This window comes from Paenibacillus bovis, assembly GCF_001421015.2.
GTDB classification, from domain to species: Bacteria; Bacillota; Bacilli; order Paenibacillales; family Paenibacillaceae; genus Saccharibacillus; species Saccharibacillus bovis.
Genome location: NZ_CP013023.1, coordinates 3,699,943 through 3,716,701, shown reverse-complemented (window position 1 = coordinate 3,716,701; position 16,759 = coordinate 3,699,943). Strand labels below are relative to the sequence as shown.

Annotated in this window: 13 protein-coding genes; 10 read left to right on the top strand and 3 right to left on the bottom strand. The window is 49.1% G+C overall.

Annotated features, from left to right (window positions below):
* Positions 1-309 precede the first annotated feature (309 nt).
* The 9 genes from AR543_RS15765 (at position 310) to AR543_RS15725 (ending at position 12,259) form a co-directional block, all read left to right on the top strand.
* Positions 310-1,068, top strand: a complete 759-nt coding sequence (locus tag AR543_RS15765) for an ABC transporter ATP-binding protein (RefSeq protein WP_060535407.1) — start codon at positions 310-312, stop codon at positions 1,066-1,068.
* Positions 1,065-3,005 carry an ABC transporter permease gene (locus AR543_RS15760; protein ID WP_060535406.1) on the top strand — a complete coding sequence of 647 codons (1,941 nt, stop codon included), beginning with the start codon at positions 1,065-1,067 and terminating at the stop codon, positions 3,003-3,005. The genes AR543_RS15765 and AR543_RS15760 overlap by 4 nt, the downstream gene beginning before the upstream one ends.
* 24 nt (positions 3,006-3,029) lie before the next feature.
* On the top strand, positions 3,030-3,407 hold the full coding sequence (locus AR543_RS15755) for a YxeA family protein (protein ID WP_060535405.1): 378 nt from the start codon (positions 3,030-3,032) through the stop codon (positions 3,405-3,407).
* Positions 3,404-4,471 carry a DUF418 domain-containing protein gene (locus tag AR543_RS15750; protein WP_060535404.1) on the top strand — a complete coding sequence of 356 codons (1,068 nt, stop codon included), beginning with the start codon at positions 3,404-3,406 and terminating at the stop codon, positions 4,469-4,471. The genes AR543_RS15755 and AR543_RS15750 overlap by 4 nt, the downstream gene beginning before the upstream one ends.
* A gap of 36 nt (positions 4,472-4,507) precedes the next feature.
* On the top strand, positions 4,508-5,218 hold the full coding sequence (locus AR543_RS15745) for a response regulator transcription factor (protein WP_060535403.1): 711 nt from the start codon (positions 4,508-4,510) through the stop codon (positions 5,216-5,218).
* Between the two features lie 3 nt (positions 5,219-5,221).
* Positions 5,222-6,628 carry a sensor histidine kinase gene (locus tag AR543_RS15740; RefSeq protein WP_060535402.1) on the top strand — a complete coding sequence of 469 codons (1,407 nt, stop codon included), beginning with the start codon at positions 5,222-5,224 and terminating at the stop codon, positions 6,626-6,628.
* A gap of 339 nt (positions 6,629-6,967) precedes the next feature.
* Complete coding sequence (locus AR543_RS15735; protein ID WP_060535401.1) at positions 6,968-7,618, top strand: TetR/AcrR family transcriptional regulator; 651 nt, start codon at positions 6,968-6,970, stop codon at positions 7,616-7,618.
* Positions 7,619-7,676: 58 nt separating this feature from the next.
* Complete coding sequence (locus tag AR543_RS15730) at positions 7,677-9,131, top strand: efflux RND transporter periplasmic adaptor subunit (protein ID WP_060535400.1); 1,455 nt, start codon at positions 7,677-7,679, stop codon at positions 9,129-9,131.
* Positions 9,128-12,259: an efflux RND transporter permease subunit gene (locus tag AR543_RS15725; protein ID WP_060535399.1), complete on the top strand. Its 3,132-nt coding sequence runs from the start codon at positions 9,128-9,130 to the stop codon at positions 12,257-12,259. Before AR543_RS15730 ends, AR543_RS15725 begins: the two co-directional genes overlap by 4 nt.
* Positions 12,260-12,468: 209 nt before the next feature.
* On the opposite strand, the gene AR543_RS15720 is transcribed toward AR543_RS15725, so the two are convergent.
* On the bottom strand, positions 12,469-13,590 hold the full coding sequence (locus tag AR543_RS15720) for a WD40 repeat domain-containing protein (protein ID WP_227871761.1): 1,122 nt from the start codon (positions 13,588-13,590) through the stop codon (positions 12,469-12,471).
* A 244-nt stretch (positions 13,591-13,834) separates the two neighbouring features.
* Here AR543_RS15720 and AR543_RS15715 point away from each other — a divergent pair, with 244 nt between their 5' ends.
* A complete protein-coding gene (locus tag AR543_RS15715) occupies positions 13,835-14,122 on the top strand; it encodes a hypothetical protein (RefSeq protein ID WP_158523983.1) in 288 nt (95 codons plus the stop codon).
* Positions 14,123-14,179: 57 nt separating this feature from the next.
* Here AR543_RS15715 and AR543_RS15710 read toward each other — a convergent pair whose 3' ends face one another.
* Both AR543_RS15710 and AR543_RS15705 read right to left on the bottom strand, forming a co-directional pair.
* Entirely contained in the window at positions 14,180-15,787 is a 1,608-nt protein-coding gene (locus AR543_RS15710) for a sensor histidine kinase (protein ID WP_060535397.1), read from the bottom strand.
* Positions 15,787-16,470, bottom strand: a complete 684-nt coding sequence (locus AR543_RS15705; RefSeq protein WP_060535396.1) for a response regulator transcription factor — start codon at positions 16,468-16,470, stop codon at positions 15,787-15,789. Before AR543_RS15705 ends, AR543_RS15710 begins: the two co-directional genes overlap by 1 nt.
* Positions 16,471-16,759 lie beyond the last annotated feature (289 nt).

Below are 16,759 nucleotides of genomic sequence, written 5' to 3'. Positions count from 1 at the left end.
TACTCGAATATTTTAGAAAAAGGGAATAATACAGATGGATGTAAACGAACCGCCTACATAGACGGTTCGTTTTTTTTGTGTATAAACGCAGGATTTGTAAATATGAATACAGGCTTAGTATACATAAACGCAGAAGGCAGAGTATATCCATCTCTGCAAGTATATACGCTTCTTTAGAAAATACGTTCGTCCCCATAAGTCCGAATTACTGGGTTTGTACATTTAAGGTTTATGAAAGGTTGGCATTAATACCTTGTAAGGTTGCCTGTCTATAATCATCCTTGTGAGCACGAACAAGGAGGAATAGACATGACTACTATGCTAAAAGCAGTAAATATCCAAAAAACCTACGGCAGCCGGGGAAACTTGTATCCGGCGCTGAATGGCATTGATCTGGAGATTCAAAAAGGAGAATTTATCGGTGTAATGGGGCCTTCCGGAGCGGGCAAATCCACACTTCTTCATGTGTTATCTACGATTGACAGTCCCTCAGCCGGCGAGATTCAGATTGCCGGTCAGCAGATTCTAACCATGAATGACAGCCAGCTATCCGATTTCCGCCGTGAATCGCTCGGGTTTATTTTTCAGGATTATAATCTGCTGGATACGCTGACGGTGCAGGAGAATATTGCACTTCCGCTGGCATTGTCCCGTGTGCCGGCACGGGAGATCGAGCAGCGTGTGCAGCAGATGGCCAACACTTTTGGCATCAACGATTTGCTTGATAAATATCCGTACCAGATCTCTGGTGGGCAAAAGCAGCGGGCGGCAGCTTCCCGAGCAATGGTAAGCCAGCCGGAACTGATTTTTGCGGATGAGCCGACAGGAGCACTCGATTCCAAATCGGCTGCCAATCTGCTGGACAATCTGGCTCTCCTGAATGAACAAGAGCAAGCCACGATTATGATGGTAACCCATGATGCTTTTGCGGCAAGCTTTTGCAAACGGGTGCTGTTTATTGTAGATGGACGAATAGCTATGGAGCTGCATCGGATGGAGAGCCAGCGGCAGCTGTTTTTGCAGCGTATTCTGGATGTGCTTGCTTCCTTCGGAGGTGACCCGGCATGACGCTGCTACGGCTGGCGAGTCGCAATCTGCTGAATAATTTCCGCAGTTACTTTTTATATTTTGCTTCGATGGTTTTCAGTGTGCTGATTTATTTTACATTTGTTTCACTAAAATATGACTCCGCAATCCAGCAGCAGACTAGCGGATCGCTCAAGATTGATTCCGCATTTAACGGAGCATCGATTGTGCTTATTATTTTTGTAGCTATTTTTATCTGGTATTCGAACAGCTTTTTTACACGCAAGCGCAAAAAGGAAGTGGGTTTGTATTCGCTGCTCGGCGTGCGCAAAAAGCAGATTGGCTGGATGCTGTTTTATGAGAACTTTATGATGGGTGTGCTTGCACTGGCTGCAGGGATTATCCTGGGCGCTTTTTTATCGAAGTTCTTTGTCATGTTGCTTATGAAAGTGATGGGTTATGAAGCAATAGGGCATTTTGTTCTGTCCGCGCCCGCTGTAGTCAATACCGGTATCGTATTTCTGGTCCTGATCCTGCTTACTTCGCTGCATGGTTACCGGCTTATTTACCGATTCCGATTGATCGAACTGTTCCAGGCGGATCAGCTGGGAGAACTGGCACCGCGTGCTTCCCTGCTGCGAGCGTTATTGTCTCTGATCATGATCGGCACCGGATATGCACTAACGCTTCAGAATTATATGGAATCAGTCGTCTGGCGGCAGCTGGGCTTTCTGATGACACCTCTGTTGATCCTGATTCTGGTGATCTCCGGCACGTATCTGCTATTCAACACTCTTACGGTTTATCTGCTTCGTCTGATCCGCAGCCGCAAAAATTATTTCTGGCGCGGTATTCATCTGGTCAGCATCGCGCAGCTGCTCTACCGAATCAGGGGTAATGCAGTGATCCTGACGGTCATCACCGTGCTCAGTGCTACTACGCTGACCGCAGGAGGAACAGCGTACAGTCTTTATTATCAAAATGACAAAAATATCTCGCTTGCTGATCCCAACAGTCTGATGTATCTCTCGCAAGGCAGTGCTGCAGATACGACTATCGGGCGATTGATCGATAAAAGTCAGGGAATACATGTGCGATATCACGATACACTCTCTGCGCTTCAGCTGACTGTGGATATAAGCTCTCTTCCCAGCCTGACTACAGGTGCCAAGCAGGTATTTACAGTTATTCCTATGAGCAGTTATAACCGGCTGGCCGACTGGCAGGGGGACAAGGATCAGCTTGACCTTCAGAGTAAACAGGCAGTGGTGCTGGATGCAGGCTACTCGGAGCAATTTTCACCCCATTATCAAGGAGCTTCCCTTCGCCTGCATGCCGGCAAAATCAAACAGGACATTCAGGTGACCCGGTTGTATTCCTATAATGTACTGAATTCCGGAACATCAGGAACAACTATTGTACTGCCGGATACCGTGTTTACTGCGCTGGCTACCCAGACCGCTCCTGTACAGATGCAGATTTACGGTCTGGATGGAGATCGTCAGGCGGCTCGACAGCTTGCTGATACGCTGAAGCAGCATTTGCCTGAATCGTCCCGCCTGTCCAGTGAGGCAGCAGATTATTCGGCAGGCATGCAGGCATTTGGACTGCTGATCTTTATGAGTGGATTTTTGGGATTGGTATTTCTGGCGGCTACTGGCAGTATTCTTTATTTCAAGCAGCTGACCGAGGCCCATGCCGAAGTGGATCGTTATGCGGTACTGCTCAAGATCGGGGTCAAGCGTTCAGAGATTTGCAAGTCGGTCTATCAGCAGCTATCTTTTATTTTCGGACTGCCTTTGCTGGCAGGTATGGCACACTGCGCAGTTGCCCTGACCGGTCTGTTCCAGCTGTTGTCTGCCAACGTAGCGATTCCGGTAACGATCTGTATGGTGGTGTACAGTACGCTGTATCTCGTCTATTACCTGTTCACCGGGCATCAGTATTACCGGATTGTGACGCAATCTGCAGCTCATTAAATATATCAAGGGAGACTACAAATAATGAAAAAATGGATGATATCCGTAATAGTCGTGGTTATTATGCTTATAGCCGGTGTTGTTATTCTTCAAAATGTTAATTTTAATCGTCTGGGCACAGATCACTATTATGTACAGACGCAGGGACAAGGCAAAAAGCTGGAAGATCGAACCAGCAGCGGCGAGATTTATACCAGCTATGAATATACGCTGCCTGCATCCGATGCGAATGGAACTGGAATGACAATTACTTTCACCGCCGCCAAGCAGCTGCGACAGGGAGCCTGGCTGATGTTATATATCAAAGATGGCGAAGTGACTTCTTATGAGGAGGTTCAGCCGGCTGATGTGCCGGCTGCTGCACAGAGCAAGCTGGCGGCCGGTCAGGAGGGAGCGAAGTGATTCCTTCTATTCCGCAAAAGGAACGTATCGTAGCACTCGATATTATTCGTGGTATTGCCCTGTTTGGTATTTTGCTGGTGAATATTAAGGGTTATATTCTGTACACGGAAGAGATTCCGCCTTTCCATGGTATCAATCACTGGCTGGAAATAGGGTTTGATGTGCTGATTGAGAAAAAGTTTTTCTCTATATTTTCTTTTTTGTTTGGTGTCGGTTTTTATATTTTTGCTTCGCGGGCAGAGCAGCGGGGAGACCGTCCATTGTGGCGGTTTGCACGTCGCCTGATCGCGATGCTATTAATTGGTATTGTCCATGTGTTCTTTTTCTTTGGAAGTATTTTGCCAATCTATGCAGTAGCGGGCTGGATCTTGCTGCCTTTTTACCGTGCCCGTGTAGTGACACTGGTGCGCTGGCTGATCGGTCTGGTAATTGTATATGAGGCTGGGGCGCTGGCCGGATTGTTACTGCAGATGAACAGGTTTCCCGACCATCTGGTAGTATTTTTCCAGTACTTGAATAGTCTGAGTAGTGATCTTCTGCTGATCATTATTATGTTTATGGCCGGTTTTGCAGCAGCCAAATCAGGCATTATCCAGCATATGGATCGCTATCGCAGCAGTCTGCGCCGGCTCAGTCTTGGCGCGCTGGTGCTGTTTCTCCCGCTGGCAGTTGGCAGCCTGTATGCTGCTGTCGTATATGGATATGAGCTGGAACAGATGATGCTGTGCCTGGAAAGTATCCCGGGAACTGTCTTTTATCTGGCATCGCTATTTCTGGTCATGCAATCGGTACGGATGCAGCGTTTTTTTCGACCGGTAGCTCGTGTAGGGCAGATGGCACTGACGAATTATTTTACCCAGAATCTGCTCGGGAATGCTATGATTGCCCTGATGGGGATGACTGTAATTTCGCCGCTGGATTCGATTGTGATGGCGCTGGTCATCTATAGTATACAGATCGTATGGACGCTGGTATGGTTCCGCTACTTTACGATGGGACCGATGGAGAAGCTATGGCGGTGGATGACCTATGGTCGTCAGTCGCCGGTCAACAATAAGGTCTGATCTTATACAGATATATGAATGCTCAGGAGGGATGTCATGTCTGCAGCTGGCAAAAAAGTATTGGTTATTGACGACGAGGAAGATATTCGCAAATTACTCAAAACGGTTCTCGACAAGGAAGGCATCCCGCATGTGATTACGGCTGGAAGTGTAGCGGAAGGCATGCAGCAGTTCCGCGAGCAGCAGCCGGATCTGGTGCTGCTGGATATTATGCTGCCGGATGGAGAAGGCTATGAAGTCTGCCGCCAGATTCGCAGCATCTCGCGGGTACCGATTCTGTTCCTGTCCGCCCGTAATGAAGAAGTGGACAAGCTGCTCGGTCTGATGATCGGCGGTGATGATTATATTACCAAGCCATTCAGTCCGAGAGAGGTGGCTTACCGGGTCAAAGCACAGCTGCGTCGCTCTGAATATTTGCAGCCGGACGCCGAACAGGATTTTATTCTGGAGGCAGGTCCTTTTGTATTCAATGAGCAAAAAGCCGAACTCGCCAAAAACGGTCGCATTATCGAACTCAAACCCAAGGAACTGGGATTGATGAAGTATTTCATGCAAAATATCAACCGGGTAATCAGCAAGGAGCGACTGTATGATGTGGTCTGGGGAGAAGACTTTATCGGAATGGACAATACAGTCATGGTGCATATTCGCCGATTACGGGAAAAGATTGAAGATCAGCCTTCCCAGCCAGAATATCTGATTACCATCAAGGGACTCGGCTACAAGCTGATGATCGGAGATCGATAAATTATGAAATGGAAGCTGACCGGTCGCTATCTGCTGTCTGTGGTACTGGTCGTCATCGTCGTAGTAGGCATTAATCTGGTTCTGCTGATCGGCGGGCTGATTACGCGCAGTGCTGTACAATTTCCCCAGCTAATGTCCAGTTCAACAGCAGCAGAAGAGTTCACTCGTTCGTTTGGCAGACAGATTGAGAATAAGGCTGGCACACTGGGTATCACGGCAGAAGGCAAGCATCAGCTGGAGCAGCAGAATGCCTGGGTGCAGATTCTGGATGAGCAGGGTCGGCAAATCTATGCTTACCGGACTCCCGACAATTTGCCACATGCGTATACGCCAGCCGAGATTATCCAGATGTACAAGTACAAGGAAATCGATATGGAGACGACCCTGTTTATGGGCAGCCGCAGCGAGGGTACCCATCAGTACAGCTATTTTGTAGGGATTCGTGATCGTAATCTGAGCCGATATGTATTTTTTCTGGATGTAAGTGCTTTTCTGTCTATCGCTCATATTGGTACGTATATTATCTTGCTGGATATACTGATTGCGCTGCTGATTGGATACTTTTTCAGTAAGCAGCTAACCCGGCCGCTCTATGCATTGATCGATAAAATCAAGCGGCTGGCAAGTAATAATTATTATGTGGATGATACCCCAAAAGGAATCTATACCAGTGTATTCGCCAATCTGAACGATCTATCCAATCGGCTGCAAGCCAACGAAGCAGAACGCACCAAGCTGGACCGTATGCGGGAGGAATGGATCGCCAATGTATCCCACGATATCAAGACGCCGCTCGCGTCTATTCAGGGATTTGCCGAGATGCTCCGGGATGCCGATTATCAATTCACTCTGGATGAGATCCGTGAATATGCCGGGATTATCGAGAACAAATCGGTCTATATCAAAGAAGTGATCGAAGATCTCAATCTCACGACCCGCCTGCGCAACAAGGCATTGACACTGAATAAACAGGAAGTGAATCTGGTCGGTCTGCTGCGCAATATATTGATCGATATTATGAATGATCCGCAGTATGCTGCGCGTGATCTGGAGCTGGAGGCTGGAGAAGAACCGATCATGAAGCAGGTGGATGAGCTGCTGCTGCGCCGGGCGATCAGCAATCTGGTGTATAATTCTATCTTGCATAATGAAGCGGATGTACAGATTAGAGTAACCGCTTATCAGGCAGAGCAGACTCATATCATTATCGAAGACAATGGCAAAGGCATCAGTCCCGAAGAACTGGATCAGATCTTCAACCGATACTACCGCGGAACCAACAGCGGCGAAGCACACAAAGGCTCCGGGCTGGGCATGGCTATTGCCAAAGATATTATTCGGGAGCATAACGGCAGCATCTCGATTCAGAGTACGCCGGGGCAAGGAACACGGATCGAGATTGTTTTGTAAAAGATTCCTTGCCGGGCTGATCCGAAAAACGCCTGCTGTCCGTCAACGCATTATTCGATCAAATAGAGATAAATAGAAAATGGCTGCACCAGCTTCCTGCCGTAACATCAGAGGAAGCTAGTGCATCCTTTTTTTGTCATTTCACAACATACTAAAGTAACTATTTAAAGTAAAATTGCAATCATTCTGTATCCATGCTATATTTTGACCAGAAAACCAAAATAGTTTTTTGGTCAAAATGGATAGAAAAATAGAGCAGTAGAGTGAAGATAACGACGCAGAGAGTCATACCGTCTGACCACTGCTGACTGTCTGGCTGGAACAGGATTGGAGGGAATCATGCAAAAGATGGATGAGATGGATCATACAATCAAGTTATCGTTTATGCTGGATCATTTACCTGAGGGAGGATATGCACATATGACAGAACATCGTTCGGATGAGAGATATATCAAAATTATCAATACAGCACGAGAAGTATTCTCGCTGCTGGGTTATAAGGCAACTACAGTGGATCGTATAGCCAAAAGCGCAGGTATTAGCAAGGGAGCTATTTATCTGTTTTTTGAGACCAAGGAAGACATTCTGATTGCGGTTATGGACAATTATATCCATGAGATGATCGGCAGCGCCGAAGAAGCGATGAATGGAGAAGGAACACCGGAAGAACGGTTGTACCGGGCGATCTACGCTTGTATCATTTACCGCAAAAATCTGTGTATTGTCGACAAGCTGATCATGGAACAAGGACAGTTCGGGACGCCCGTATCCCAGAATGCTCTCAACAAATTCAACCATGCTACGATCCTGTCTGTGCAGCAGCTGCTGGACAAAGCCGTTACGCAGCAGCTGATCCGGGAGCAGAATACGCAAGTGACTGCTTTTGCACTGGCTCATTTGTATGAAGCGCTCACCTCCGAATGGGAGCTGCATCATGAACCACTGGAAGATGAGGTTATTTTTGAAATGCTGCGCAAAGTGCTGATGTAATAAAAATAAATAACGCTGGATGAGAAATCGTTATTGTACAGTGAAGGAGCCTATATACATGAGTAAAACATATCGTTCCATATGGATCAGCGGCGTGGTGCTGAGTATGATGCTGACAGGATGCTCGACCGCACCTGCTGCTGTTCCCCCGGCTAACACCGTATCATTGATCCAGGTGAAAGAAACACCGCTGACAGCTATTTATGATTTGTCGGGTACGCTGCAAGCCCGGACTTCCTCGCCGGTATCTTTTGAAATGGGGGGAACCGTGGATGCGCTCGGTGTTGATATCGGGGATACAGTCAGCAAGGGTACAGTACTGGCCCGACTTAATACCGACGATCTGGATCTCAAGGTAGCCGAGGCGCAGCAGGCTGTGCAGCAGGCAGCCGCCGGTCGTAATAGCGCCACCGCATCGCTCAGCAATGCAAAAGCTGTGCGCACCGCTGCCGAAGCCAGCGTGGCGGCAGCCCAGGCTCAGGTGGAAGGTGCACAGAGCAAGCAGCAGGGTGTCCTCGATGGAGCACGCAGTCAGGAGAAAGCACAGGCCCGTAATGCCGTGAGCAAAGCACAAGTTGCCTATAATCAAGCGGAATCCGCAGCCAAGCGGGCAGAAGCCTTGTATCAAAATGGGCTATTGTCCCAACAGGAAAACGAACAAGCCCAGACTGCGCTGTCCAATGCAGAGGCCGCGCTGAATGATGCCAAAGAGCAGCTGTCGCTCACTCTGGAAGGAGCCAGCACCTCCGATCGTGCCAGCGCAGCTGCTGCGGTCAAGCAGGCACAGGTTGATATAGAATCTGCACGTGCCAGCGTATCGCAGGCAGAAGCAGGTATCCAGCAGGCGCAAGCCGGTGTCGAACAAGCGCAGGCCAGCTATGATCAAGCCCGTGTTGCTCTTGATCAGGCCCGGCTCGCCCGGTCCAAATCTATACTGAAATCTCCTCTGAGCGGCGTTGTTCTGGACAAGACGCTTAGCGCAGGACAGGTTGCGGGTGCAGGAACAAGTGCATTTACAATCGGTGAGATCGATCACCTCAAAGTACTGCTGCCTGTACCGGATAACGAAATCAGCCGGTGGAAAAAAGGCCAGCAGGTAAGTATTACACTCTATGACGAACAGCGTACCGGTACTATTGCGACCATTTATCCCAAAACAAACGACAACACCGGATCGATCAGTGTAGAGGTACAGATTGCCAATCCCAAGCGGGACTGGAAACCGGGCCAGGTTGTAAAGGCTTCTCGCCAGACCGGAGCGCAAAAAGGGATTATGGTACCGATTGCTGCTGTAATCAGCACCGATAATGCACCGTATGTATTCAGAAATATCAAAGGCAAGGCAGTACGAACCCCGGTCAAAACAGGCAGTCTCTACAACAATCAGCTGGTGATCACGAGCGGCCTGAAACCCGGTGATCAGATCGTGACATCGGGCGCGGATCGTCTGTTTGACGGAGATGCGATTCAGGGACAGAGCCAGTCGTCCACACAGGAGGCTGGACAGCAATGATCAACTATATCGTCAAAAAGCGCAAAATCACACTGCTGTTCTTTGGTATGCTGATCCTGGTAGGTGCCGTAAGCGGATTCGGACTGCCCAAGCAGCTGATGCCTGATATTATCGTCAAGCAGGCTACGGTTACTACAACGTATGCAGGAGCCACACCGGAGCTGATGGAGACGACAGTGACCCGGGTACTGGAATCGAAGATCAAGGAAGTATCCAATCTGAAAACGGTAAGCTCGATCTCCGGAGCGGGTGTATCCGTTATTACGCTGGAGACACAGCCGACAGCAGATGCACCGTCTGTATGGAATGAGCTTCGCAAAAAGGTGGAAGATGCCGAATCCGATCTGCCGGATGCTGCCGACAAGCCGGTTATCAATGATAATCTGACCAAGTCATTCGTGCAGTCCTTTGCTATTTACAACAAGGATTATAACAGCCTGCTTGGACTGCAGGATCTAATGACCGACTGGAAAGACCAGCTGCGCTCGGTGGAAGGTGTTACGGATGTGACTGTCAATGGACTGCCGGAGCAGCAGGTACGTATCGAAGCGGATATGTCCAGACTTCAACAGTATGGTATCCCCTGGGAAGCTGTGATGAAAGCTGTCCAATCCGAGAATAACCGCGTACCCACGGGAACGCTGGACTACAAAGATCGCAGCTATCAGCTGAAAGTGCCGCTGAATTACCAGGTAGACAGTCTAAAGGATATCGTTGTGTTCCGGTCGTCCCAGGGAACACCTGTCTATCTCAAAGATGTAGCCACCGTCAAAATGACTACCGAAAAAGCCGAATATCTGAGCTATTATAACGGTCAACCGTCTATATCGATTCTGATTAACAGCGAAGTGGGCTCTGATGTACCGCAGGTCTATGAGCGCGTGAATGCCAAAATGGCAGAGCTGGAACCTACATTGCCTGCCACGATGAAGATCACTTCGTTATTTGCCCAAAAAGACGAGACAGATCGCATATTTAATAATTTGCTGCACGAGACCATGATTGCGATTGCTGTAGTTGTCATTGTATGTATGCTCGGTCTGAACTGGTTGACTTCATCCTTTGTCGCGCTGGCGATTCCGATATCGGTCGCGATTGCGATGATTCTGCTGCCGGTGATGGGGATCACGCTCAATCAGATTACAGTGGTAGGATTGATTATTGTACTGGGGATTCTGGTGGATGATGCGGTGGTCGTCAATGACAATATCGAGAGGCGGCTGTCCGTGCTGCGGGAGAATCCGCATGATGCCGCTATTCGAGGAACCAAAGAAGTAGCTATTTCGATTCTGACAGCGACTTTGTCCACGATCGCTGCCTTTGCACCGCTGATGTTCCTGAGTGGGGATGTGGGTGCATTTATCAAACCGATTCCGGTCGTTATCTCACTGGCGATGCTTGCTTCCATGGCAATGTCGCTGACCATTATTCCGATTTTCCGTGAATGGTATGAACGCCGTAATCTAATAAAAGGCAAAAAAAGTCGCAGCGACAAGCCGGTCGGACTGCTGGGCAAGCAGATTCAGATGGCTTCGGATGCCTATGCCCATCATTTGATGCCGCGTGTACTGAAGCGTCCGACCCTTATCGCACTGCTCGGATTGATTATCAGTACAGCCATTTATGGATTGGCGGTTCTGACGCCTGTGCAGCTGTTCCCGCGTTCAAGCAATGCGGAGCTGACGATGGATATTACCATGCCTACCGGTTCGTCTATTGAAGATACCAACAAGACCGTACAGCAGATCGCCGCCTGGGTCAAACAGCAGCCGGGTGTACAGAATATGTCCTATGCTGCTGGAGGAACAGCGGCGCCGCTATTTTATAACATTACGAATATTGCCAGTTTCTCGACCAACCATGCACAGATTCTGCTCAAAGGCGACAATAACCAGCTCGACAGCACGCAGGCAGTTACTGATTGGCCGCTGCTGCTCAAGCAGAAATTCCCTCAGGTCAGCACTGCCGTCAAGCAGACCGAACTGGGGATTCCGGTAGGCAAACCAGTCTCGATCCGGGTAACCGGTACTGATCTGGAAGAACTGCGCAAGCTGACCGAGCAGGTCAAAAATGCAGTCGCAGCAGCCAGTGGTACCAGCAATATTACAGATACGATGGGTATCCAGAATTACACGCTTGATTTTGAAGTCAACAAGCCTGCGCTGGATCGTTACAATGTGAGCTACGAGAATCTGACCCGTACACTGCTAATGATGGGCACGGGTGTCAGTGTAGGTGATTTTGATAATGGCAAGGATCTGGTCGATATCAAAATCTTTATGAAAGATGCCTCTACGGTCGATCCGTCCATTCTGTTCCAGCAGGTCAATGTGACCAATGCCGATAATGTGCAGGTGCCACTGTCGCAGCTGGTTGAGATTCGTCCGGCCTTTTCCATCAAGCAGATTAATCACTATAATCTGTCACGTGTCAATACGATTGAAGCCGATGTAACCGGTCGTACCGCTACAGAAGTGATGTCCGATGTAACTGCCGGACTGAACAAAATCCAGTTTCCGCAGGGATATTCCTGGCAAGTGGGCGGAGAGACATCCAAACAGTCGGATATCTTTATTGATCTCGCCAAGCTGTTCGCTGTCGTGGTTGTACTGATCCTGATCCTGATTACGATGCAGTTCTATTCACTGTGGATTCCGCTGATCGTGATGACGACTGTCTATCTGGCTGCGGCCGGCGGTGTGCTGGGACTATTTATCAGCCAGACGCCTATTGGGTTTATGTCGATTATGGGGATTATCTCGCTCGCCGGTATCGTAGTACGTAACGGTATCGTCCTGATCGAATTTATCGAGGATGCCCGGCATGAAGGGCTGGAGATGAAGGAAGCGATTATCCAGGCAGCTTCAGCCCGTTTTCGTCCGATTCTGCTTACTTCGCTCGCAGCGATTGTAGCGCTGCTGCCGATGGCGACGGTAGGGGAAGAGCTGTTCCGTCCGCTGGCAATCGCGATTGTATTTGGACTTGTGTTCTCGACGATCCTGACATTGTTCGTCGTGCCATCCCTGTATATGGTGCTCGCCAGACGCGATGACAAACGCAAAGCCCGTCGTGCACAGGAAGAAGCGTTGTATCAGAGCAGACTGGCAGGAGACGTCAGAGAGAAATAATCCAATTCTATTTATAAAAATCGGAAATGATTAAGCTGTTCCGATATAGTCAAATCATCATTAAGTATGGCTGTATAGCCAATAATTCAGCCAATATGTACCGGGCAACTATACAAAAAGCAATCGTTTGATCATCGGAATGACGGAATAACTGTCATTTCGCCGGATCAAGTGATTGCTTTTTTGCATGTTATTTATTTTTGGCAGTGTCAGCTGGAGATACCCACGATATGTGAGACCACCTTTTTATCTTCCGTATAAACGGAGATATGACGGCTGTCTGGACTCCAGCGGGTAGACTGGTTATACTCCTGAATCTCGCCGGTGAGCGGAATAGTCTTGCCTGTTCGCTGATCGAAAATATACAGCCCTTTGAGACCCTGCTGGCTCTCCTGATAGATGGTAAAAGCTAGCAGTTCGCCATCGGGTGACCAGGCTGGGCGTCCCAGCAATGTTCCTTCGCCAATCGTTCCTTTGACATTGCCCTTATCATCGATCACGAGAAGGCGAAACGGCTCCGAAGTATTCCATTTTACTTCCTGGATCACAATCGATTTCCCATCGGGAGCAACAGAAAAATCAGCAACATTCGAAGCGACCAGAGTAGACTTCAGATCCTGAGTCGTAAAGCTGTTTAGCGTAGTATATCCCTGACCATCGCTCGCCAGATAATAGATACGTTCGCCAACTTTCTCGACATGATGGATGGCTTCGGTCGGATGAGGTTCGTGAAATTGCAGCCGTGTAGACTTGCCCTGCAGATCAATCAGCCGAATTCCGGTTCCTGGCAATCCGGAGATCAGCTGCTCATTATCTGCCCACTTCACCTCATTTACCATATCCATATCGCCGAGTTTGACAATTTGGCCGGTAGCTCGTTCCAGAATATAACCATGAATAACATATTTGTCGTTCTCGCGTCCTTCTGTAAAATAGACATGCTTGCCGTCCGGAGAGGCTTCCGCCAGATATTGCGGAGCTTTGCGGTTCGGCGTTAAAGGCGTACTTTTTCCGGTAGAGAGATGATAGACGAGCAGCCGATCTTCTTTATTAATTAGCAGTTCATCAGGACTGAGCCAGGTACGGGCATATACATTATCCAATGCATCGACAGAAGTGAGCATGACGGTCGGCTGTTGTCCGGTAGACGAAGAGTCATCAGATACCACAGTCAGCTGCTGCCCCTTGCTGCCGTTAACTGCTGCATCATTGCCGCACCCGCCGAGCAGCAGTATCAATGCCAGCAGGCTACAGCCGATTGTCGATCTCCGAACGAACGGTGAGTGTGAAGCCATGGTATATTTGGCAAAGGATTGTCTGAAATTTCGCATAGGCATATCTCCTTTAGGATCGAACTGGAATTGCTATACGATACGAATGACTCTACGTACGACAGCATTACACCCATCATAGGGCTTAAAAGTTGCTAGAATATATCGGAATGTATCCAACTTGTAAATAAATCAAGCCACAAACTTTCGTACAGCAACATACAAATGGTTTACTTCATGCTATCATTAGATCATGCATGACGCTTACATATAGCCAGCTGCCTGCAAGGCACTCTGGCTTGAGATGAACGCTGCACTGGAGGTGAATATATCCATGACGATTGAAGAGAGAAAGCAATTGCGAATGAAGCTGCTCCAGGATCTGTATGATTACCATTTCGGCCCGGATGAAAAATCCTATAACCTGCCTGGACCGAAAAAGAACAGTGGTCCTCTTACCGACAAAGAGACCCGGCTTGCCTACGATTATCTCAGCAAAAAAGGGCTGATCGAAATCAAGGATGTTGTCGGCTTTATCCACTTTTCGATTACACCCTACGGGATTGATGTTATTGAAGAGGCTGCCGGATAATAATAACTATTTGATGCAATCCCCAAGTCGCTTCCGCTTTTGCCGGAACGGCTTTTTTCATATGCGCGTCAGTTCGAGTATTATCCGGTTGCCCTCGGGACCGGATGATGCAATATAGAGACGGCCGCCCATGCGCTGTGCCAGACGCCGGGCAAGCGGCAGACCGAGTCCCGTCCCGCTGCCTGTCCGGGAGCGATCACTGCTAAGGGTAGTATAAGGCTCAAATACCGTTTCCCACTTTTCCGGTGGAATCAGCGGTCCGGAATTGCTGATAGCCAGCACATAATGCGTATGAGTAGAAGCAGCAGAAGTATCGAAGGCTGTATCATCCACCGGGGCAATATGGATCCAGCCCTGCTCCGGCAAATTGTACTTAACCGCATTATCCAGCAGATTCAGCAAAATGTGCATCAAATGTCCATGATCGGCTTGAACCTCGGCATTGACCGGTTCAGCAGTGAGTGTGATTCCGGCTGCAGCAGCTTTGCCGCGTGTACGTTCGATCGCTTCCTGCAGTACAGTATCCAGCTGCAGCTGCTCGATATTCATTTCAAAATCATACTTTTCCAGCAAAGAGAGACGGATAGAATCTTCGATCAGACTGATAAGCCGCCGAATCTCCGATGAGATACTGGTACTTGCTTCATGAACCAGCTGGGGATCATCTCCATACATTTCCAGTAGATCGGCATACGCCTGGATTGAGGTTGCCGGTGTTTTCAGTTCATGACTGATATTGCCGATAAATGCTTTTTGCAGCTGCTCCAATTCACTGAGACGACTAACCGCCTGCTCCAGCTGCCGCTTCTCGCTCTGCAGCTCTTCGATACTGCGGCGAATCATGCCGCCCATATGCACGATGCCATCACCGAGCTGTCCCAATTCATCCCGGCGGCGGAGCAAATAGTGCTGCTCGTCTGGATAATGACCGCTGGCGATAGAGCGCGACTCGACCATCAGTGTCTGAATATCCGATGTCTGGCGGCGAATATAGATCCATCCGATAACAAAGCTCAGCACCAGAACGACTGCACCGGTCCAGATGCACAGCAGAAGGGTGCTACGATAGAACGTCTGCTGTTCAAGAATCGATAGATGCAGCTGCACAGCACCAAGCAGTCCATCCGGGCCGTGCATAGGAGCCAGATAAAGAATCGAAGAGCCCTGTGTAATATATGCTGTTTTGTCCTGCAGGGCATAGTGCAGCGCTGAGGTTACATCGGTTCGGCGGGCCAGCGGCAGCGAGTCGCCAACCAGCTGTCCGCGTGCATCATAGAGGATGACGCGCATATTGCTGGACAAGCCCAGATCGACTGCCAGTTCGGAGCCTCGAAGCTTCATAAATTCCTCAGGGGTCAGACGCTTTCCAGTCAGATACTCCTGATGAATCCGCATCTCCATATTCTGACTCTGATACTGCAGCTGGTACTCGGTCTGCTTTTGCTGGTTGGCACGAATACCGGAGAGAACAAGTGTACTGAGGATCACGATCGTAAATACAAGCAGTGCCCCGAGAAAAAGCGGGAATTTCCAGCGAAGACTAAGTCCCTGGCGAAGATTTGCTCGTCTACCGGGCGAAACTGACGGATGCCTATTTCGGAGTTGGTTATCCTGACGATCCGTAAGGGAATCGGGCAGGGGAGCAGAGTGAGAATGTTTGGTCATTAGACCGATTCCGCCTTGTAGCCGATTCCATAGACCGTCTGCAATATTCCCTGATCTTCACCGAGCTTTTTGCGCAGCCGCTGAATATGAATATCGACGGTTCGGGTCTCACCGGGAAAGTCGATTCCCCATACCAGCTCCAGCAGTTCCTCGCGGGTGTAGACGCGGCTTGGGTGCGTAACCAGCAGCGCCAGCAGATCGAATTCCTTGGGAGTGAGTTCGAGCGGCTGCTGTCCGGCTGTTGCCCGGCGGCTGGACAGCTGTACTTCTACCGCGCCTAGCCGCTGGGGCTCAGGCAGCGAATCAGGTGTACGTTCACGATCTACGCGACGAGCGAGTGCCTTGATCCGCGCGATCAGCTCGCGGATATCAAATGGCTTGGATACAAAATCGTCTGCTCCCAGCTCCAGGCCGATCACTTTATCCACGATATCCGATTTGGCAGTCAGCATCAGAATGCCCAATCCTTTACGATTATCCAGCTGTCGGCACACTTCATATCCATCCATACCGGGCATCATAATATCTAGCACCAGCACATCCGGGCGAAACGTAGCGACGCGAGCCAGCGCATCCCGTCCATCCTCGGCAGTTTCTACTGTAAAGTGTTCTCTTCGCAGTGCATAAGCAATCGAATTGCGAATGCTGACTTCATCATCCGCGACTAGTATTTTTTTGGACATATTCATCTTCCTTTGATCTGAATTTTAAAAAGTTAGGTAGTTTTTTTGTAAGATCGTATATATTATTTTTATGCCATAGCATCTATTGTCCATAGCATCTATCATCGATAGTCAATGATCGACTGCATATAATATATCCATATATCTCCTGATATGCCAAGAAGCCCTGCTGCAGAGCAGAGCTTCTGTATCATCGTATTCTCCGTCCAAGTACGATAACGGAGCGGGAATACGATCTGCTTATAGAGACGATCGCAGAGGTGTAGCCGCCTGGTGATCGTCGAGACGG